This window comes from Verrucosispora sp. WMMD1129 (genome assembly GCF_029581255.1).
Classification (GTDB): Bacteria; Actinomycetota; Actinomycetes; order Mycobacteriales; family Micromonosporaceae; genus Micromonospora; species Micromonospora sediminimaris.
In genome coordinates this window covers 4,596,929-4,617,465 of the sequence record NZ_CP120741.1, presented here as the reverse complement: position 1 = coordinate 4,617,465, position 20,537 = coordinate 4,596,929, and the positions used below count along the sequence as shown (strand labels likewise).

Genomic DNA, 20,537 nt, shown 5'->3' with positions numbered 1-20,537 from the left:
ACCCCAGACCCCACCGCCCCCGGTGGTCAGGTGGCGGCGGAGGTGCGGACCAGGGTACGGATCTGGCGCAGCAGTACCGACAGTGCGGCGAGGTCCGCCCGGGACTCGTCGAACTCGCCCATCGCCCGTTCGGCGCGGTGGATCGAGGTGGCGTTCGACTGCTCCCACTGCTGTACCCGCTCCTGCGGCGACAGGTCACCCGGCGTGGAGTCCAGCACCTCCGCGGTGAGCGCGGCGAGTGCGGCGTACAGGTCGTACCGCAGCGCCATCCGCGCGAGCGTCTGCCACCGGTCCTCGCGCGGCAGCAGCGAGATCTTGGACAGCAGCGAGTCCACCCGGAACCGGTCGGAGAGCACGAAGTAGACCGAGGCGACCTCGCCGACGTCCCGCCCGGTGCCGGTGGCGGTCTCCACCACGTCCAGCAGACCGAAGCTGTACATCAGCCGGGTACTGCGCTCGGCCAGCTCACGCGGCACCCCACGCTCGGTCATCGAGTCGATGTGCGCCGCGATCGACTCGCGTTCGCTGCCGTAGAAGAGCGTCTCCATCTGGGGCAGCAGCCGGGTGATCCCGTCCCGCAGTCGCGCGATCTCCGCCGGCACGTCGATCGGCGAGCGGCGGTTGGTCACCAGCCACCGCACCGCCCGGTCGAGCAGCCGCCGGGTGTCGAGGTAGACGTTGGTCTGCAATTCCGGATCGATCCGATTGTCCAGGGCCTCGACCGCGTCCCACAGCTCACGCAATCCGAAGACCTCGCGGACCACCACGTACGCCCGGATCACGTCCGCCGCCGTCGCGGCGGTCTCCTCGACCACCCGGAAGACGAACGAGATCCCGCCCCGGTTGATCGCCTCGTTGACCAGCACCGTGGTCACGATGTCGCGGCGCAGCCGGTGCCGGTTCATCCGGTCGGCGAACCGTTCCCGCATCGGCGTCGGGAAGTAGTTGACCAGCACCTCACCGGTCCACTCCTCGTCGGGCAGCCCGTCGGTGAGGATCTCCTTCTCCAGGGCGATCTTCACGTACGCCAGCAGCACGGCGAACTCCGGCGCGGTCAACCCGGACTCGGTGCGTACCGCCAACTCCTCGTCCGGCGGCAGCGCCTCCAGCGACCGTTCCAGGACGCCGGCACGCTCCAGCTCCGTGATCATCCGTCGGTGCACCGGAAGCAGCGAGGTCGCCTGGGCCTGGGAGTTGTTGATCGCCCGGGCCTGGTCGTAGTTGTCCCGCAGGACAAGCTCCGCCACCTCGTCGGTCATCCGGGCGAGCAACTCGTCCCGCTCGGGGACACTCAGCTCACCGTCGGCGACCGCGGTGTTCAGCAGGATCTTGATGTTCACCTCGTGGTCGGAGCAGTCCACCCCGGCCGCGTTGTCGATGAAGTCGGTGTACATCCGGCCGCCTGCCTGGGCGTACTCGATCCGGCCGTGCTGGGTGAAGCCCAGGTTGCCGCCCTCGCCCACCACCCGGCAGCGCAGGTTGCGCCCATCCACCCGAATCGCGTCGTTGGACTTGTCGCCCACCTGAGCGTTGGTCTCACTGGACGCCTTGACATAGGTGCCGATGCCGCCGTTCCAGAACAGATCGACCGGCGCGGTGAGGATGGCCTTCATCAACTCCTGCGGGCTGAGCTGGTCGACGTCGTCGTCGAGCCCGAGCACGGCACGGACCTGTGGTGACACCGGCACCGACTTCGCCGTACGCGGGTAGATCCCACCACCGGCCGAGATCAGCTCGGCGTTGTAGTCCTCCCAGGTGGACCGGGGCAGGTCGAACAGCCGCTTCCGTTCGGCGTACGAGGTGGCCGCATCCGGGTCCGGGTCCAGGAAGATGTGCCGGTGGTCGAACGCGGCCACTAGCCGGATGTGCTCCGACAGCAGCATGCCGTTGCCGAAGACGTCACCGGACATGTCGCCCACCCCGGCCACGGTGAAGTCCTGACTCTGGGTGTCATGCCCCATCTCGCGGAAGTGCCGCTTGACCGACTCCCACGCGCCCCGGGCGGTGATGCCCATCTTCTTGTGGTCGTATCCGGCCGAGCCGCCGGAGGCGAAGGCGTCGCCCATCCAGAAGTTGTGTGCCGTCGAGATCTCGTTGGCGGTGTCGGAGAAGGTGGCGGTGCCCTTGTCCGCCGCCACCACCATGTACGGGTCGTCGCCGTCGTGCCGGACCACGTCGTCGGGCGGCACGATCTCGCCGGCCACGATGTTGTCGGTGACGTCCAGCAGCGCCGAGACGAACTCCTTGTAGCAGGTCACCGCCTCATCGCGGTCACCCGGCTTCTGCTTGAGCACGAAACCGCCCTTGGCGCCGACCGGCACGATGACGGCGTTCTTCACCATCTGCGCCTTGACCAGACCGAGCACCTCGGTGCGGAAGTCCTCCCGCCGGTCGGACCAGCGCAGGCCGCCCCGGGCCACCGGCCCGAACCGCAGGTGCACACCCTCGAACCGGGGCGAGTACACGAAGATCTCGAACTTCGGTCGGGGCGCGGGCAGCTCGGGGATCGCCTGCGGATCGAGCTTGAACGCCACGTACGGCTTGGGTCGCCCGCCCACCGGCCGCTGATAGAAGCTGGTGCGCAGGGTGGCCTGGATCAGGTTCAGGTACGACCGCAGGATCCGGTCCTGGTCGAGGCTGGCCACGTCGTCCAGCGCGGCGCGGATCTCGGCCACCAGTTCGGCGCCCCGCCGCTGACGCTGCTCGGCGTCGACCGGCCCCGGCTCGAACCGCGCCTCGAACAGCTGCACCAGCAACGTGGCCAGGCGCGGGTACGCGATGAAGGTGGACTCCATGTAGTCCTGCGAGAACACCGTGCCGGTCTGTCGCAGGTACTTCGCGTACGCCCGCAGCACCACCACCTGACGCCAGGTCAGCCCGGCGAGCAGCACCAGCTCGTTGAAGCGGTCCACCTCGGCTTCGCCCCGCCAGGCCGCCGCGAAGGCGTTCTCCACGTGCGGGCGTACCTCGGCCAGTTCCTGGTGCCCCTCCGGCAGTCGTAGCCCGAAGTCGTACAGCCAGATCCGACCGTCGACCCGCTCCACCTCGTACGGGTGCTCGTCGACCACCTTCACGCCGAGCGAGTGCAGCACCGGCAACACCGCCGAGAGCATCATCGGCTCGCCGTAGCGGTACACCTTGAACCGCACGTCCATCGACTCGTCGACGTCCGGACCCCGGCCGACGGCACGCGGCGCCAGCTGCTTGCGGAACAGGTGCATCTCCAGCTGGCCGGGCTCCTCCAGCAGCTCCAGCTTGGCCAGGTCCTTCATCGCCTCGTACGGCGTGTGCCCGTCCTTGTAGCCCTCCGGGAACGCGTCGGCGTACCGACCGAACAGGTGCTTGGCCTGCTCGTCACCGAGCTTGCGTTCCAGCACCAGCCGGTAGTCGTCGTCCCACAACCGGGTGGCGTCGGCCAACTCCTCGGCCAGCAGGTCGGCGTCGATGTCGCCGGGCGGGCTCGTCGGGTCGGTACGGACGATGAAGTGCACCCGGGCCAGCATCGACTCGGTCACCCGGGTGGTGTAGTCCACCCCGACACCGTTCAGCTCACGCAGCAGGATGTCCTGCATACGCAGCCGGTTCTGGGTGGTGAACCGGTCCCGGGGCAGGTAGATCAGACAGGAGATGAACCGCCCGTACGCGTCCCGGCGCAGGAACACCCGCAGCTGCCGGCGACCGGCCATCCGCAGTACCCCGATGACCGCGTGGTACAGGTCGTCGGTCTTGATCTGGAACAGCTCGTCGCGCGGGTACGTCTCCAGGATCTGCATCAGATCCTTGCCCGAGTGGCTGCGCAGGCTCAGGCCCGACCGGTCCAGCACCTCGGCGACCTTGCGTCGGACCACCGGCAGTTCCTGGACGCTGGTCCGGTACGCGGCGGTGGAGAACAGGCCCAGGAAGCGCCGCTCGCCCACCACCTCGCCGTCCTCGTCGAAGATCTTGAAGCCGATGTAGTCGAGGTACGCCGAGCGGTGCACGGTGGCCCGCGAGTTCGCCTTCGTGATGATCAGCAGGCGCTTCTCGGTGACCTTCTCGTGCGCCTCGGGCGTCATCGAGGACAGCGCCCGCGCGTCCGGCGAGTCCTGACGCAGGATGCCCAGTCCGGTGCCGAGCACCGCTTCCAGCGCCGGCCCACCCTCGGCCGAATTCGGCACCAGCCGGTACTCCCGGTACCCGAGGAAGGTGAAGTGATCGTGCGCGAGCCAACGCAGCAGCTCGACCGAGTCGGTGATGTCCTTCTCCGGCACCGGTGGCCGGTTGTCACTGGTGCGCGCGGCGGCCAGTTCGTCGGCGAGGGCGAGGGCGCGCTGACGCATCTTCGGCCAGTCCTCGACGGCCTCCCGCACGTCGGTCAGCACCCGTTGCAGTTCCCGGCGTAGCTTGTCCCGCTCCTCCGGGTCGCGGACCGGGTCGATCTCGATCCGCATCCAGCTCTCGACCAGGTCGCCGGAGATCGCGTCGTCCGGCTCCACGTCGGCGGCGACCTCGACCAGCCGACCCAACGGCTCCCGGCGGACCACCACCAGCGGGTGCACCAGCAGGTGGACGTCCAGATGGTGGGTGTTGAGCAGGGCGGTCACCGAGTCGACCAGGAACGGCATGTCGTCGGTGACGATCTCGATGACGCTGTGGTGCTGCTCCGCGTCGGGCGAGTGGATCCGTAGCTTCAACTCACCCGGTACCCGCTGCCGGGCCAGTTCCCGGTGCGCGCGGGCGGCGTCGAGCATCTCCTCGGCGGTGAACCCGATCAGCTCCTCGTCCGGCGCGAACCGCCAGAACCTGCCCACCAGGGTCGCCGCATCGTGATCGTCAGCGGCCAGCGACACCGCCTGGGCCACCAGGCGCTCGGCGTTGGGCACCGGCTCGTCGAACTCGGCGTCCTCCGCGTCGTCGGTCAGCGCCTCCGGCGGTAGTCCCAGGTCGTAGAGGGTGTCGATGCTCGAACCGGTCATCCCGGTCACACCTGTGTCTAGCCGACCGAAACCGTCCCCGTCGGTCGCCGTGTCGAAACTGTCGTCCCGGCTGGTGTCAACCTGCCGGAGGTCGGGTTCCGGTTTGATCGCCGGACGCCGGTCCATCGGTGCCACTCCCCTCGACCCACAACGCTGTGGGTCACTCTGCCGCCAAGCCTAGGCCGACCGATCGGTGCTTCCGTCGGCGGACCACCGGCCGGACGTCCGAATCTCCGACGCCGTCCTTTCACCCGTTGCGGTACGAGGTTCGACCGGGTTCGGAGTACCCCGCCTGATGTTGTTCATCACACCGTCACGAGACCGTCTTTTCCCCTGACCAGACCCATCCGGGACAGTGGCCGTCGCCCCGGCGTACTAGCGTGCGGAGCAGCCGACCAGAAGGAAGCACGAGATGTACGTTCCGCGCCGACAACGCCGCAGCCGGTCGCCACTGACCGTCGTCGTCGCCTGCCTGGTCGTAGCGGCCGGTCTGGTCGCCTGCTCGGGCGAGGACGGCCCGCAGCGCACCGTCGACGCATTCCTCGACGGCTGGCGCAAGGGCGACCTGAACGCGGTCGGTTTCGTCGACCCGACCGGCGCGAAGGTTCCCGCAGCCAACGTCGTCCGGGAGATCCGGGAGCTCTCCGGCGAGCTCGTCGATGCTCCGCTCACGCTGACCCGCCAGGGCGATCCGGAGGTGGTCCGGGACACCGCCACCGCCACCATCCGCGCCGAGTGGACGCTACCGGGCGGGACGCTCTGGGCGTACGACCGTCCGCTGCGACTCAGCCAGGGCAGCGACGACCAGTGGCAGGTGATCTGGGAGCCGCAGATCGTTCAGGAACAGCTCACTCGGGGTGACCGGTTGGGGCTGCGGCGGGACCGTGCGCCGCGGGCGACCGTGCTGGACGGTGCCGGCGAGCCGATCGTGGCACCGCGCGACGTGGTCCGGGTGGGGTTGCGGCCCAGCGAGGTGACCGACGTCAAGGCCATGGTCCGCGAACTGGACACCGCGTTCCGCGCCATCCGGCCGGCGATCACCCCGCCGGTCGACCTGTCGGACCTCCCCAAACGGCTGAAGGAGGCCAAACCGGACGCGTTCGTCGAGGTGGTCACCCTTCGGGACGAGGCGTACCGGCAGATCAAGTCGCGCATCTACCCCCTGCCGGGGACGAAGTTCCCGACCGACAAGCTGGACCTCGCACCGACTCGCGAGTTCGCCCGGGCGGTGCTCGGCAGCGTCGATCCGGCGTACGCCGAGGACCTCGCCAACCACCCCGACCGCTACTCCGCCGGCGACCTCGTCGGTCACGGAGGATTGCAGGGCCGCTGGGACGAACGGCTACGCGGCGTACCGGGGCTGGCCGTCGTGATCAACCGTCCCGGGCCGGACGGGACCGTGGAACCGACCGGCACCGAGGTGTTCCGCCGTGAGCCCCAGCCCGGCCAGCCGGTTCGTACCACGCTCGACGTGACCACCCAGAACGCCGCCGACCGGGCGCTGCGCGGCGAACGCCGACGCTCCGCCCTGGTGGCCGTGCGGATCAGCGACGGTGCCGTCCTCGCCGCCGCCAACGGCCCCGGTGCCGCCGGGGAGAACCTGGCCTTCACCGCGCAGGTGCCACCCGGCTCCACCTTCAAGATGGTAAGCGCGTTCGGGCTGATCGAACGCGGCGCGGTGACTCCGGACACCACCGTCGCCTGCCCGAAGAGATTCGTCGTGGACGGACGTTCCTTCAAGAACTCCGATGACTTCGCCCTCGGCGAGGTGCCGTTCCGCACCGACTTCGCCAAGTCGTGCAACACCGCCTTCACCGCGCTCGCCCCCCAGTTGGGCGCGGACGGTCTGGCCGCCGCCGGACGCACTCTGGGCCTGGAAGGCGAGTGGGGTGACCTGGGCCTCGACGCGTTCACCGGCAAGGTCTCCGCCGGTGGCGGTGCCACCGAACAGGCCGCCGCAGCGATCGGTCAGGGTACGACAGTGGTCAGCCCGCTGGCCATGGCGGCGGCGACCGCAGCCGTGGCCAGGGGCCAGTTCGTCCCGCCGAAGCTGTTGCTGGATCCGGCGCCGGCCCAGGTAGCCGAATCGGGGCCGCAGTTGAAGCCCGAGGCGGTCACGGCAGTCCAGGAGATGATGCGCGAGGTGGTCACCAGCGGCTCCGGCACGGCCCTGCGGGATGTGCCGGGCAAGCCGGTGCACGGCAAGACCGGCACCGCCGAGTACGACGACAACCCGGAGAACACCCACGCCTGGTTCGTCGGCTGGCAGGGCGATGTGGCGTTCGCCGTCTTCGTCGAGAAGGGTGGCTCGGGCAGCGGCACCGCAGTACCGATCGCCGAGCGCTTCCTCCGCGCCCTACCCGACTGACCCCGTCAGCCCCCACCGCCGCTGATCCCCCGCAACGATCGCCGGTAAGCAACTTCGGGGTTGTTGCTGGGTCAGCGGGCCTCCAGGCAGCAACAACTCTGAAGGTGTCCGGAACGGCGGCGGGATGAGACGGCGGCGCTCTGTCAGGCGGCCGGCCCGCCGGTGGCGGTCGCCGGACGAGTGACCCCCGTCGAGAAAGCGGTGCCGCCCAGGTCACCACCGGCTACACCACCATCGGCCAGGTCATGATCAGCCAGGCCACCATCGACCGGGTCACCGCCGCCCGCGCTGCCGCCACCCACACCGCCACTGCCGTCGCCCGCGCCACCGCCGTCCGTGCCGCCGCCACTGCCACTCCGGCGACCGTCGCTGTGGCGATGGTCGTCGGCCTGACCGCGGTCGACCGGCGCCGGTGCGTCCGGTGGGCCGGGTTGATCGAGGCCCCGGCGCGGGCCGAGGGTGGGACGGAGCCTCTCCTCGGGACGCAGCCGAGGTGGCGCCGAGCCGGGGGCGGTCACCGGGCGCAGGCCGGATACCACGGTGTTGACGATCTCCGTGGCGTACGCGCCGTCCGGGTCGTAGTCGGGGTCGAAGACGGTCAGCTCGACGCCGAGGCAGTGCGGGGTGTCGACCAGACCGGCGAGCAGAATCTCCAGCTCGGCGAAGGCGATGCCGCCAGGATCGGGCGCATCGACCGCCGGCATCACGGCGGGGTCGAGCACGTCCACGTCGACGTGCACCCAGTAGCCGGCGCAGTCGGCCAGCTGCTCGTGCGCCCACTGGGCGGTACGCGCCGCGCCCTCGGCGCGTAGCGCCGGCACCGGTCGGGTGATGATCCCGGCGGCCTGCAGGTCGAGTCGGTACTCGTCCTGGGCACGGATGCCGAGCACCACCACATCGACGTCCCGGAAGTAGGGTCGACGGCCCTCGATCGCCGCCAGGTCGGCCTGGCCCCGACCGGTCACCAGGGCGAGATCCTCACCGGCCGCCGCTCCCACGTACGAGGCGTTGCCGGGGTGTCGGAAGTCGGAATGGCCGTCGACGAAGACCAGCCCGATCCGGCCGCCGACCGCCTCACCCAGCCGGTGCATGGCCAGCGCCGAGCCGAGCAGAATCGAGCAGTCACCACCGAGGACCACCGGGAACTCTCCCCGGTCGATGATCGCGCCGATCCGGTCGGCCAGCGCCGCCGAGTAGTCGGCGATCTCCCGCGCGTGGCAGACGCCGTCCCCGGGTCGCCAGTCGCCGGCGTCGTAGCGGGGCGGGGTCAGGCAGCCCGCGTCACGGGCGCGCAACCGGGGCAGCAGTCCCTGGTCCCGTAGCGCGCCCGGCGCCTTCCCGCAGCCGGGAACGGAGGTGGGCGTCGGCGGGCGCAAACCGAGGTTGCTCGGCGCGTCGAGGACGGCGATCCGGCGCATCATGGGCCGCCTTCGTTCGCGACTGCGGGGCTCGCAAGCTCACTCCTCGCGCTCACCTAAGCCTCCCGTCCTCGTGGTGTGGGGGCGGGCCGGCGACACGCCGGCCCGCGCTGGCGTGGCAGGTACTCAGAACAGGGCGCTGGCCAGGGCCCGGCGGGCCGAGGCGACTGCGGGATCCTCCGGCCCGGCGATGGTGAACAGGCCGATCAGGTGCTGACGGACCTTCTCCCGATCGTCGCCGGCGGTGCGGCGCACCAGCCCGACCAGGCGCTGGTACGCCTGATCGGCTAGGCCGCTCAGCACCTCGATGTCGGCGGCGAGCAGTTGGGCGTCGACGTCGTCGGGGTCGGCCGCCGCGGCGGTGAGCGCCGCCTGCGGATCGGCTCCGGCCACCCGCCGGGCGAGTCCCACCTGAGCCAGCCCGGCCTCGGCCGCGGCGTCCGCCGGGGTTTCCGCGAGGATCTTGCGGTACGCCTGCTCGGCGGCGTCCAGGTCGCCACTCATCAGCGCGTCGTCCGCCTCGTCGAGCCGTGGGTCCTCCGGCTCGGTCACGCTCACCCCGCCGGCCTTGAGCACGGCCTGGAGCCACTGACGAAGCTGTGCCTCGGGCACCACGCCGGAGAAGGCGTCCACGGGTTGCCCGCCGACCACCGCGTACACCATCGGGATGCCCTGGACCCGGAACATCTGCGCGAGCCTCGGGTTGGCGTCCACGTCGACCTTGGCGAGCACCCAGGCACCGCCACTCTCGACCGCCAGCCGTTCCAGCACCGGAGAGAGTTGCTTGCAGGGCTGGCACCACTCGGCCCAGAAGTCGACCACGACGGGTGTGGTCAACGAGCGCTCCAGGACCTCCGACTGGAAGGTCGCCTCGGTCACGTCGACGACTGTGACTCCGCCGACGGCACCGCCGGGCGCCCCGGCGGGCGGGCCGGCCTGAACCGGAGCCGGTGTGGAACTGGGGGCAGGGGTGCGCAGCGCGCTGAGGTCGACCGCGCCGCGGGTAAAGATCGACGAGGTGATCCGTGGGTCGCTCATGGTTATCTAGTCTCGCACGCAGTTCGCCGAACTCGGATCAGCCTCGGCCCGCGCAGTTGCCACTGTCACCCCTGCCCAGCCGCCCTGATGGGGCGAAGGTCAGAACCGTGCGGGCTCGCGGTAAACGCCCCATTCGGCGCGCAGCGCGTCGCAGATCTCGCCGAGGGTCGCCTCCGCCCGGACGGCGTCGAGCATCGCCGGGATCATGTTCTCCCCGGTACGGCTCACCGCCACCATCGCCTCGACCGCGGCACGTACCCGGGAGTCGTCCCGACCGTGCTTGCGTTCGGCCAGCATCCGGCGCTGCTCCAACTCCACCTCGTGCGAGATGCGGAGGATCTCCAACTCCTTGGCGACCGTTCCGGTGTGGCAGTTGACGCCGACGATCTTCTTGTCGCCCTTCTCCAACGCCTGCTGGTACGCGAACGCGGCCTCGGCGATCTGTCCGGTGAACCAGCCGTCCTCGATGCCCCGCAGGATGCCGGAGGTCATCGGCCCGATCTGGTGCGGGCCGTCGCCACCGAGCGCGCGGATCCGGGCGAAGATCTCCTCCGCCTCGGCCTCGATCCGGTCGGTGAGCGCCTCGACGTACCAGGAGCCACCCAGCGGGTCGGCCACGTTCGTCACCCCGATCTCCTCCATCAGCACCTGCTGCGTACGCAGGGCGATCTCGGCGGACTCGTCGGTGGGCAGGGCGAGGGTCTCGTCCAGGGCGTTGGTGTGCAGCGAGTTGGTGCCACCGAGCACGGCGGCGAGCGCCTCGACGGCGGTGCGTACCACGTTGTTGACCGGCTGTTGCGCGGTCAGCGACACGCCGGCGGTCTGCGTGTGGAATCGCAGCCAGAGCGCCTTCTCACTGGTGGCGCCGTAGACGTCGCGCAGCCAGCGGGCCCAGATCCGGCGGGCGGCCCGGAACTTGGCGATCTCCTCGAAGAAGTCGACGTGCGAGTCGAAGAAGAAGCTCAGCCCGGGGGCGAAGACGTTGACGTCAAGCCCGCGCGAGAGTCCCAGTTCGACGTAGCCGAAGCCGTCGGCCAGGGTGTACGCCAGCTCCTGCGCGGCGGTCGAGCCGGCCTCGCGGATGTGGTAGCCGGAGACCGACAGCGGCTTGTACCGCGGGATCTCAGCCGCGCAGTACTCCATCAGGTCGCCGATCAGGCGCAGGTGCGGCTCCGGGTCGAACAGCCACTCCTTCTGCGCGATGTACTCCTTGAAGATGTCGGTCTGCAGCGTCCCGTCCAGACTCGACAGGTCGGCGCCCTGGCGCTCGGCGGCGACCAGGTACATGCAGAACACCGGCACTGCCGGGCCGGAGATGGTCATGCTCGTGGTGACCCCGGCCAGGTCGATGCCGTCGAAGAGCGCCTCCATGTCGGCGGCGCTGTCCACCGCCACCCCGCAGTGGCCCACCTCGCCGAGCGACTGCGGGTCGTCGGAGTCGCGCCCCATCAGGGTGGGCATGTCGAAGGCGACCGAAAGCCCGCCGCCACCGGCGCCCAGGATCATCTTGTAGCGCTCGTTTGTCTGCCGGGCGTTGCCGAACCCGGCGAACTGGCGGATGGTCCAGGTCCGCCCCCGGTAGCCGGTCGGGTAGAGGCCCCGCGTGTAGGGGAACTCCCCGGGCCAGCCGATCCGCTCGAACCCCGGGTACGCGGCACCCTCCGGTGGACCGTAGACCGGGTCGACGGGCATCCCGGAGAGCGTGGTGAAGTCGGCGTCCCGCTTGCGCGCGGAGTCGTAGCGGGCCTGCCAGCGGGCCCGCCCGGCTGCGATGTCGTCGGCGTTCATCCCCGGGCTCCTCCTCGAGTCCTCGACTGCAACCGAGTGTAGAGCCCTTACCTGAACGATCGATAAGGCAGTTCGTACCGACCGGTAACGTGAGCTGCCCGAACTCAGGCGGCGGGGCCGTCGATGGCCACGTCGTCCACCCGGATGTTGATCTCGTCGACCCGCAGTCCGTACGCCTCGACCGCCCGGGTCACCTCGACCCGCACCGCCGTGGTCACCTCCGGCACCGGATGCCCGGCGTCGGTGACGATGACCAGGTTGATCACGGCACCGCCGTTGGTGACGTGCGCGGAGCAGCCCCGACGCGCGTCGCCGACCTGGTCGAGCCCCACCCGGTCCAGCACCGCGTTGAAGAACCGGGCGACGTCGCCACCCAGCTCGACCACGCCGGGCACGGCCTTCGCCGCGGCCACCGCGATCTTCTCCACCACCTCGTCCGAGATGTGGGTACGCCCGCCCGCCACCGCGTCCGGCGTCATCGCCAACTCCTGCGTCATCTCGTGGTCCATGCGTCCCCCAGCGGCCGTCGCAGTACCCGCGCACCCGCGCGGCGGTGCGAGCCTAACCGTCTCCGGCGGTCCGCAGTGGACGCGGTTACCCGGCGAGCTGAGCGAGCAACGTCTCGGCCGCGGCGTACGGATCGGTGGCACCGGCCGCCACCTCGGCGGCGAGCGCCGGCAGCTGCGTACCGTCGCGCAGCGAGCCGATCCGGGCGCGGAGCACGCCGAGCGCGATCGCCTCGACCTCGGCGGCGGCCCGCGCCTCACGCCGACGTCGCAACTCGTCGTGCTCGACCAGCCAGGCGCGGTGCTTGTCGATGGCGGCGGCGACGTCGTCGATGCCCTCACCACGGGCGGCGACCGCGCGAACCACCTGCGGACGCCACTGGCCCGGACCGCGCTCGCCGAGGGCGATCATGCCCTGGATGTCCCGAACGGTGGCGTCGGCACCGTCCCGGTCGGCCTTGTTCACCACGAAGACGTCGGCGATCTCCAGGATGCCGGCCTTCACCGCCTGGATCGCGTCGCCCATGCCCGGCGCGAGCAGCACCAGCGTGGTGTCGGCGAGCGAGGCCACCTCGACCTCCGCCTGCCCGACCCCGACGGTCTCCACCAGCACCACGTCACAGCCGGCGCCCTCCAGCACCCGCACCGCCTGCGGGGTGGCCGCCGACAGCCCGCCGAGGTGCCCCCGGCTGGACATCGAGCGGATGTAGACGCCGGGGTCGGTGGCATGGTCCTGCATCCGCACCCGGTCACCGAGGATCGCGCCGCCGGTGAACGGGCTGGACGGATCGATGGCCAGCACCCCGACCCGGTGCCCGTGCGCCCGCAGCGCCCGGACCAACTCGTTGGTGGTGGTGGACTTGCCCACCCCCGGCGAGCCGGTCAGGCCGACCACCTGGGCCCGTCCGGTGTACGGGGCGAGCGCCGCGGCGATGGCCGGCACGGTCTCGTCGCCCGACTCGACCAGGGTGATCAGTCGGGCCACCGCGCGGGGGTCACCGTCGCGGGCCCGTTCGACAAGCATCGGAACGTCCCGGCTGCGGCGTACCGAACCGGTGGCCGCCGCCGGGACGCGGGTGTTCGACTCGCTCACAGATCGGTTTCGGTGGGGTCGGGAACATGGATGATCAGTGCGTCGCCCTGTCCGCCACCCCCGCAGAGCGCTGCCGCGCCGGTGCCGCCGCCGCGCCGCTTGAGTTCCAGCGCGAGGGTGAGCACCAGCCGGGCGCCGGACATGCCGATCGGGTGGCCGAGCGCGATCGCGCCGCCGTTGACGTTGACCTTGTCGGGGCTGATCCCGAGGTCACGGGTCGACTGGATACCGACCTGCGCGAACGCCTCGTTGATCTCGATCAGGTCGAGGTCGGAGACGGCCAGACCGCCCTTGCGCAGGGCGTGCTGGATGGCGTTCGAGGGCTGCGAGTGCAGGGAGTTGTCCGGGCCTGCCACGTTGCCGTGCGCCCCCACCTCGGCCAGCCAGGCCAGGCCCAGCTCCTTGGCCTTCGCCTTGCTCATCACCACCACGGCGGCGGCGCCGTCGGAGATCGGCGAGGAACTGCCGGCGGTGATGGTGCCGTCGGAGGTGAACGCCGGGCGGAGCTTGGCCAGGGAATCGGCGGTGGTGTCCGGCCGGATGCCCTCGTCCTCGCTGATCACCAGCGGGTCACCCTTGCGCTGCGGGATGACCACCGGGGTGATCTCCTCGGCGAAGTGGCCGTTCTTCTGGGCGGCGGCGGCGCGCTGGTGGCTGCTGGCCGCGAACTCGTCCTGTTCCCGGCGGGTGATGCTCCGGGTGCTGCCGTGCCGCTCGGTGGACTCCCCCATCGAGCAGCAGTCCCACGCGTCGGTCAGCCCGTCGAGCGCCATGTGGTCCTTGATCACCACATCGCCGTACTTGTAGCCGGCGCGCTGGCCGAGCAGCAGGTGCGGGGCGTTGGTCATCGACTCCATGCCGCCGGCCACCACGATGTCGAACTCACCGGCCCGGATCAGCTGGTCGGCCAGGGCGATCGCGTCGAGCCCGGAGAGGCAGACCTTGTTGATCGTCAGGGCCGGTACGGACATCGGGATGCCGGCCTCGACGGCCGCCTGCCGGGCGGGAATCTGCCCGGTACCGGCCTGGAGCACCTGGCCCATGATCACGTACTGCACCTGGTCAGGTGCGACTCCTGCCCGTTCGAGCGCGGCAGAGATCGCGATGCCGCCGAGTTTCGTCGCCGGTAGGTCCTTGAGGTTGCCCAGCAGGCGCCCCATCGGGGTCCGCGCGCCGCTGACGATCACCGAAGCCATACCTGCCTCCGAGGGGGTGCCGACCTGTACGCCTTAACGATTGTTCGGCCAGACTAACGTCATGCCTGAGAACTCCCCCGTCGAGCCCGCTGCCGACTATGTCACAGACATCGGGCTGCGCCGCATCGACCATGTCGGGATCGCGGTGCCCGACCTCGACACCGCCATCGACTTCTACCAGCGCACCTTCGGGATGCGCTGTGTGCACACGGAGACCAACACCGAGCAGGGTGTCCGGGAGGCGATGCTGGCGGTCGGGCCGAGCACCGAGGGCGGTTGCGTCCAGCTACTCGCGCCGCTGACCCCGGAGTCGACGATCGCGAAGTTCCTGGACCGCAACGGCCCGGGCGTTCAGCAGGTGGCGTACACGGTGACTGACATCGACGCGGCCTGCGCGGCGCTGCGCGAGCGTGGCGTACGACTGCTCTACGAGAACCCGAAGCGTGGCACCGCCGACTCGCGGATCAACTTCGTGCACCCGAAGGACGCCGGCGGCGTGCTGATCGAGCTGGTCCAACCGGCCGCGGCGCACTGATCCGAAGGGCCGCGCACGACCGCCGCGAGCACGGAGGTGTGCGCTTGCCGGAGCGAGCATGCACCTCCGCGCAGCGGCCGATGCACTTTTTCACAGGAGGCTTCCGACCCTAGCTACCGTTCAGTAACCTCCGGCCTCACAGGTAGCCCGAAGGCGCGGGATGTGGCGGCGGCCGACATGGTGATCGCCGCCGACCAGCGTCGACGATGGCAGCCCCAGGCCCGCCGCCGAGCGGCGAGAACCGGAGGTCACCGTGCAGGACATCCTCGAAGCCATCATGGCGGCGGACGGGTCGGCCGACCCGGCGCGCGAGTTGGCCGGTGTCGCCGGACTGCCGGTACCGGAGAGCTACCGGGGCGTGGTGGTCCGGGCCGAAGAGACCCGGATGTTCGACGGCATGACCACCCGGGACAAGGACCCGCGCAAGGCGCTGCACCTCCAGGAGGTGCCCACACCCGAACTCGGCCCGGGCGAGGCACTGGTCGCGGTGATGGCCAGCGCCATCAACTACAACACCGTCTGGACCAGCATCTTCGAGCCACTGTCCACCTTCAGGTTCCTCCAGCGCTACGGCCGCACCTCCGAGTTGGCCCGCCGGCACGACCTGCCGTACCACGTGGTCGGTTCGGACGCGGCGGGCGTGGTGCTACGGGTCGGTGCCGGGGTGAGTCGCTGGCGCCCGGGCGACGAGGTGGTGGCCCACTGCCTGTCGGTCGAGTTGGAGGAGGCGGCCGGTCACGACGACACGATGCTCGATCCGCAGCAGCGGATCTGGGGGTTCGAGACCAACTTCGGCGGCCTGGCCGAGCTGGCCGTGGTCAAGGCCAACCAGCTGATGCCCAAGCCGGCGCACCTGAGCTGGGAGGAGGCGGCCAGCCCCGGGCTGGTCAACTCGACCGCGTACCGGCAACTGGTGTCGCACCACGGGGCGAACATGAAGCAGGGCGACGTGGTGCTGATCTGGGGCGCCTCGGGCGGCCTGGGCGGCTACGCCACCCAGATGGCGCTCAACGGCGGTGCGATCCCGGTCTGCGTGGTCTCCTCGCCGGAAAAGGCGGAGCTGTGCCGGCGGATGGGTGCCGAGCTGGTCATCGACCGCTCCGCCGAGGGCTTCCGGTTCTGGTCCGACGAGCAGACCCAGGATCCGGACGAGTGGCGTCGCTTCGGCGAGCGGATCCGGGAACTCACCGGCGGGGAGGATCCGGACATCGTCTTCGAGCACCCCGGCCGGGAGACCTTCGGTGCCAGCGTCTACGTCGCCAAGCGCGGCGGCACCATCGTCACCTGCGCCTCCACAAGCGGCTTCCTGCACCAGTACGACAACCGCTACCTCTGGATGCACCTCAAGCGCATCGTGGGCAGCCACTTCGCCAACTACCGCGAGGCGTGGGAGGCCAACCGGCTGGTGGCGCTGGGGAAGATCCACCCCACCGTGTCCAGGACGTACGCGCTGGAGCAGACCGGCCAGGCCGCGTACGAGGTGCACCGCAACGCCCACCAGGGCAAGGTCGGCGTCCGCTGTCTGGCCCCAGAGGACGGACTCGGCGTACGCGACCCCGAGCTGCGCGCCCGCCACGCCGAGGCCATCAACCGGTTCCGTGGACGCTGACCTGAAGGCCGAGGCGTCGATGGCCATTCGGTGATCACCGATTGGCTTTCCACACGGGTGCCCTGACGCCCATTCGTGCGGGCGGGCGACGTCGGAAACAAAGGGCCGTGCGCCACCGCGCCACGGCCCTTTTCCACGTCACGCTCCGTGCCATCCAGCTCGCCCCGGAGCTGGCAAGATCGCATGTCGCGCCGGTGGTCGGCCACCGCGCGGAGTTGACCATGTAATGCGGGCGGCAAAGGGCGGCACGCTCTTGCGAAGCACCCCAGGGAGTCTGCCAGTATGTCCCAATGCCCCAGCAGCAGTCCTCCCCTCTCGCGTTCTTCGATAACGCGAACTCGCAGCCAGATTTCACGGTTGGCCTGCGCGGATACAACACCGGTCAGGTCGACGACTTCATCGGCCGGCTCAACGCCGCACTGAGCCAGGCCAACAAGGACCGCGCCGACGCCGAGCAGGCGCTCAACGACGCGCAGCGCCGGCTCCGGCAGTCCGAGCAGCGGCTGACTGCCCTTGAGCAGAAGCTCACCGACACCAGCAAGCAGCTGGAGGAGAACAGCCGGCCCACGCTGTCCGGCCTCGGCACCCGGGTCGAGCAGATCCTCCGGCTCGCCGAGGAGCAGGCCAACGACCACCGCAACGAGGCCAAGCGCGAGTCGGAGGGGATCCTCTCCGCCGCCCGCCTCGAAGCGCGCGAGATCACCGACAAGGCACGCGCCGAGGCCGCGGCCATGAAGGCCACCGCCGAGCGGGAGGCGGGCAACGTCCGCACCGCCGCAGAGCGCGAGGCCGCCGAGGTGCGCGTCCAGGCCCGCCGCGAGGCCGACACGCTGCGCGCCGACGCGGATCGGGAGACCAAGCAGCTGCGTACGGTGACCGCCCACGAGGTCGCCGAGCTGAAGTCCACAGTGGAACGCGAGGTGGCCACCCTCCGGGCCACCGCCGAGCGCGAGATCACCCAGCAGCGGGCCAAGGCCGCCCGCGAGGCCGAGGAGAAGCGCGCCGAGGCGACCAAGCTGCTCACCGACGCCCGCGACAAGCGCGACAAGGACCTCCAGGCCCTGGAGCTGCAGCTCGCGGAGCGGCGGGAGAAGGCCGAGCGCGAGGAGTCGGAGCGGCACGCCGCCCAGGTCGCGCAGACCCAGAAGCTGGTCAACGAGGCCGAGCAGCGGGCCCGCGCCGCGCAGGACCGGGCCAAGGAGATCGAGCAGCGGGCCGAGGCCCGCCGGGTCGAGTCGGAGCGCACCGCCACCGAGACGGTGGAGAAGGCCAAGGCGCTGTCCGAGCGGACGCTGAACGAGGCGCGCGCCGAGTCGCAGCGCCTGCTCAACGAGGCGCGCACCGAGGCCGAGCTGACCACCCAGGCGGCGCGCCGCGAGGTCGAGGACCTCACCCGGCAGAAGGACGCCGTCACCTCGCAGCTCGGGCAGATGCTCTCCGGCCTGGCCGGCATCGTTCCGGGCGTGCCGAACAAGGCCGCCGCTGCCGAGGGCGACAAGCCGGCGGCCAAGAAGGCGGACGGGGCGGACGACAAGGTGGCCGCGGAAACCACCAGCTGATCACACCCGGGGCATGATCCACGGCGCGGGGTGACATCGGGCGACCGGTGACACCCCGCGCCGCCCTGCGTTTCGCGGGGCCCGGGCCGGCTACCAGCGTCGCCTTCCCCGAGCCGTGAAGTAGGTCCCAACAGGGGCGTCCGTATCGCCCCAGGAGGGCCCGATGCGTGTGAGGATGGGAGCATGTCGCACGGCGAGGAACTGTTCGCGCTCGGCGGGGACGTGACCACGGAGCCCAGCTTCGAGTCCGCTCTGCGGGGGTACGAGAAACGACAGGTCGACCGATACGTCGCTCGTGCGGAGCACGAGATCGCCGCGCTCGCGGCCGAACGGGAACAGGCGTACACCCAGATCCACAAGCTGGCCGGTCAGGTCGAGGTGCTGCAACGCGACCTCGCCCAGGTGCGCAAGCAGGTCGGGGTCGTCGACCGGGCCGCCTTCCGACACCTCGGGCCGCGGGTGGAGCAGATCCTCACGCTGGCCGAGGAACAGGCCGAGGACATCCTCTCCGCCGCCAACGAGGAGATCGAAGCCCGCCGGGCCGCCGCCGAGCACATCATCGAGGAGGCCCGCGTCGCGGCGGCCACCGCGCTCAAGGATTTCGAGATCGCCCTGGCCGCTCGGCGGGCCGAGGAGGAGCGGCAGGCCGCGACCCGCCGGGCCGAGTCGGAGGCCGCCGCGAAGTCGGCGAAGGAGGAGGCCGCCCGGCTGCGCAAGTCCGCTCAGGAGGCCATGGCCCGGGCCCAGCAGGAGGCGACGCAGCTCCGGGACGCGGCCAAGGAGATCCACAGCCGGGCCCAGCAGGAGGCGACCAAGCTACGCGACGCGGCCCGAGAGGCGCTCGCCACCGCCCAGCAGGAGGCGACCCAGCTTCGCGACGCCGCCAAGGAGGTGCACGCCAAGGCCCAGCAGGAGGCCAAGCAGATCATCGACGACGCCGCCGAGGCCGGCCGGGCCGCCCGCAACAAGGCCCGCCAGGAGGCCGAGCGGCTGAGCACCCAGGCGACCGAGGCGGCCAAGCGCACCCGCGCCGAGACCGAGGCGTACGCCCAGCGGATGCGCAGCGAGACCGAGGCGTACGTGCAGCACGCCCGGGCGCAGGCGCAGCAGGAGCTGGGTGCCTGGCGGGCCGGGGTGGAGAAAGAGGTGAACAGCCGACGCGAGGCGGCCGACCGGGAGCTGACCGAGCGCAAGGCGACCGCCGAACGCGAGTTCACCGCCCGCCGCGATCAGCTGGAGAAGCAGTACAAGACCCGCAACGCCGAGCTGGACGATCGGATCCGCACCCGTACCGCCGAGCTGGAGTCCGGCTTCGAGACCCGGCGGTCCCAGCTGGAGTCCGAGTACACGGCGCGGAAGAACGAGATCGAGCAGGGCGCCGACCAGATCCGCCAGGCCGCCGAGCAGGAGGCCGCCACGGTACGCGGGCGGGCCGAGGAGCAGGCCGGTGAGCTGCTGCGTCAGGCGGAAACCGAGTCGGCCGCGAAGCGACGCGAGGCCGACGAGTACGTCACCGCCGTGCGGAGTGAGGCCGACGAGTACGCGGCCAGCACCCACCGCGACGCCGACCAGTACGCCGAGACCACCCGGCGGGAGGCGGACGAGCACGTCACCGCCGTGCGCCGGGAGGCGGACGAGCACGTCGCGGCTTCCCGCCGCCAGTTCGAGGAGTACGCGGCCACCACCCAGCAGCATCTGGCCACCACCCAGCAGCACCTCGCCGCCACGCAGCAGGAGGCCGCAGCCGGCCGGCAGCAGCTCGCCCAGGTGATGCTGGAGATCGCCAAGGCCCAGCAGCAGCTCGCCGACCTGCGTCAGGAGACGTGGAAGTCCCGGCAGGAGTCCGACGATCTGGAGCGCAAGTTGCTCGGCCTGCGGCTACAGGCCACCTCAGCGCCCGACGGCTCGACGCCACCGGCGGTTGCCGCAGTGTCCGCCAACGGGGCACACCCCACCGGCGTCTCGACAAACGGCACTCAACCCTCCGGCGACACGCTGGCGGTCGCTCCCTCCGGCGGCGCTGCCACCCGCCCCGGCGACGAGGCCCCGGCCGGGGGCGGCCGAGCCGGTGACCGTCCGAGCGGTGACGATGCCGGGCCGGCGACCAAGCCGGCGGCGGAACCGGTCACCACGGTCGAGGATCCCTCGCCGAACAAGCCGGTAGCCGAGCCGACAAGCGTCGACGGCGGCACCGCCAGCGAAGGGCTGGACGGCGAGCCGACGGTGGCGGCGGTACCCGGCGAGGGTGGCCGAGGTGCCACCCCGACGAAGATCACCAGCACCGGCGAGAACGGCAAGCGCCCGACCAAGCCGACCACCGACGAGCGCAGCGCCAAGCCCAGCAAGGTCACCTCCGACTGACGTCTCGCCCTGGGCCTTGGCCCGGCTCGGCTACGGCCCACCTCCAACGGCGAGCCGCCGCCGAGGGCGGCTGACGTCGGCGAGGACGCTGTCCCAGGCACGGCCAGGCCA

Annotated in this window: 12 protein-coding genes; 5 read left to right on the top strand and 7 right to left on the bottom strand. The window is 70.8% G+C overall.

Going from position 1 to position 20,537, the window contains the following annotated elements; translation table 11 throughout:
• Window positions 1–26: 26 nt before the first annotated feature.
• A complete protein-coding gene (locus tag O7624_RS21485) occupies window positions 27–5,081 on the bottom strand; it encodes an NAD-glutamate dehydrogenase (RefSeq protein WP_282237036.1) in 5,055 nt (1,684 codons plus the stop codon).
• A 286-nt stretch (window positions 5,082–5,367) separates the two neighbouring features.
• Here O7624_RS21485 and O7624_RS21480 point away from each other — a divergent pair, with 286 nt between their 5' ends.
• A complete protein-coding gene (locus tag O7624_RS21480; protein ID WP_282237035.1) occupies window positions 5,368–7,323 on the top strand; it encodes a penicillin-binding transpeptidase domain-containing protein in 1,956 nt (651 codons plus the stop codon).
• 143 nt (window positions 7,324–7,466) lie between these two features.
• On the opposite strand, the gene O7624_RS21475 is transcribed toward O7624_RS21480, so the two are convergent.
• The 6 genes from O7624_RS21475 to O7624_RS21450 form a co-directional block, all read right to left on the bottom strand.
• Window positions 7,467–8,744 (bottom strand): arginase family protein, encoded by a 1,278-nt coding sequence (locus tag O7624_RS21475; protein WP_348774958.1) that lies wholly within the window; start codon window positions 8,742–8,744, stop codon window positions 7,467–7,469.
• A 123-nt stretch (window positions 8,745–8,867) separates the two neighbouring features.
• On the bottom strand, window positions 8,868–9,779 hold the full coding sequence (locus tag O7624_RS21470) for a tetratricopeptide repeat protein (RefSeq protein WP_282237034.1): 912 nt from the start codon (window positions 9,777–9,779) through the stop codon (window positions 8,868–8,870).
• Window positions 9,780–9,878: 99 nt separating this feature from the next.
• On the bottom strand, window positions 9,879–11,567 hold the full coding sequence (locus O7624_RS21465; RefSeq protein ID WP_093410591.1) for a methylmalonyl-CoA mutase family protein: 1,689 nt from the start codon (window positions 11,565–11,567) through the stop codon (window positions 9,879–9,881).
• Between the two features lie 104 nt (window positions 11,568–11,671).
• On the bottom strand, window positions 11,672–12,076 hold the full coding sequence (locus O7624_RS21460) for an Asp23/Gls24 family envelope stress response protein (RefSeq protein WP_093410593.1): 405 nt from the start codon (window positions 12,074–12,076) through the stop codon (window positions 11,672–11,674).
• Window positions 12,077–12,161: 85 nt separating this feature from the next.
• Entirely contained in the window at window positions 12,162–13,166 is a 1,005-nt protein-coding gene (gene meaB, locus O7624_RS21455) for a methylmalonyl Co-A mutase-associated GTPase MeaB (protein WP_282237033.1), read from the bottom strand.
• Window positions 13,163–14,362, bottom strand: coding sequence for an acetyl-CoA C-acetyltransferase (locus O7624_RS21450; protein WP_282237032.1), 1,200 nt, complete (start codon window positions 14,360–14,362; stop codon window positions 13,163–13,165). The genes meaB and O7624_RS21450 overlap by 4 nt, the downstream gene beginning before the upstream one ends.
• Window positions 14,363–14,423: 61 nt before the next feature.
• Here O7624_RS21450 and mce point away from each other — a divergent pair, with 61 nt between their 5' ends.
• From mce to O7624_RS21430, 4 genes are all read left to right on the top strand, one after another.
• Entirely contained in the window at window positions 14,424–14,897 is a 474-nt protein-coding gene (mce, locus tag O7624_RS21445; protein ID WP_282237031.1) for a methylmalonyl-CoA epimerase, read from the top strand.
• Window positions 14,898–15,150: 253 nt separating this feature from the next.
• Window positions 15,151–16,506, top strand: coding sequence for a crotonyl-CoA carboxylase/reductase (gene ccrA, locus O7624_RS21440; RefSeq protein ID WP_282237030.1), 1,356 nt, complete (start codon window positions 15,151–15,153; stop codon window positions 16,504–16,506).
• 290 nt (window positions 16,507–16,796) lie between these two features.
• A complete protein-coding gene (locus O7624_RS21435) occupies window positions 16,797–18,065 on the top strand; it encodes a DivIVA domain-containing protein (protein ID WP_093410605.1) in 1,269 nt (422 codons plus the stop codon).
• Window positions 18,066–18,248: 183 nt separating this feature from the next.
• Window positions 18,249–20,426 (top strand): hypothetical protein, encoded by a 2,178-nt coding sequence (locus tag O7624_RS21430; RefSeq protein WP_282237029.1) that lies wholly within the window; start codon window positions 18,249–18,251, stop codon window positions 20,424–20,426.
• The last annotated feature ends 111 nt before the right edge of the window (window positions 20,427–20,537 follow it).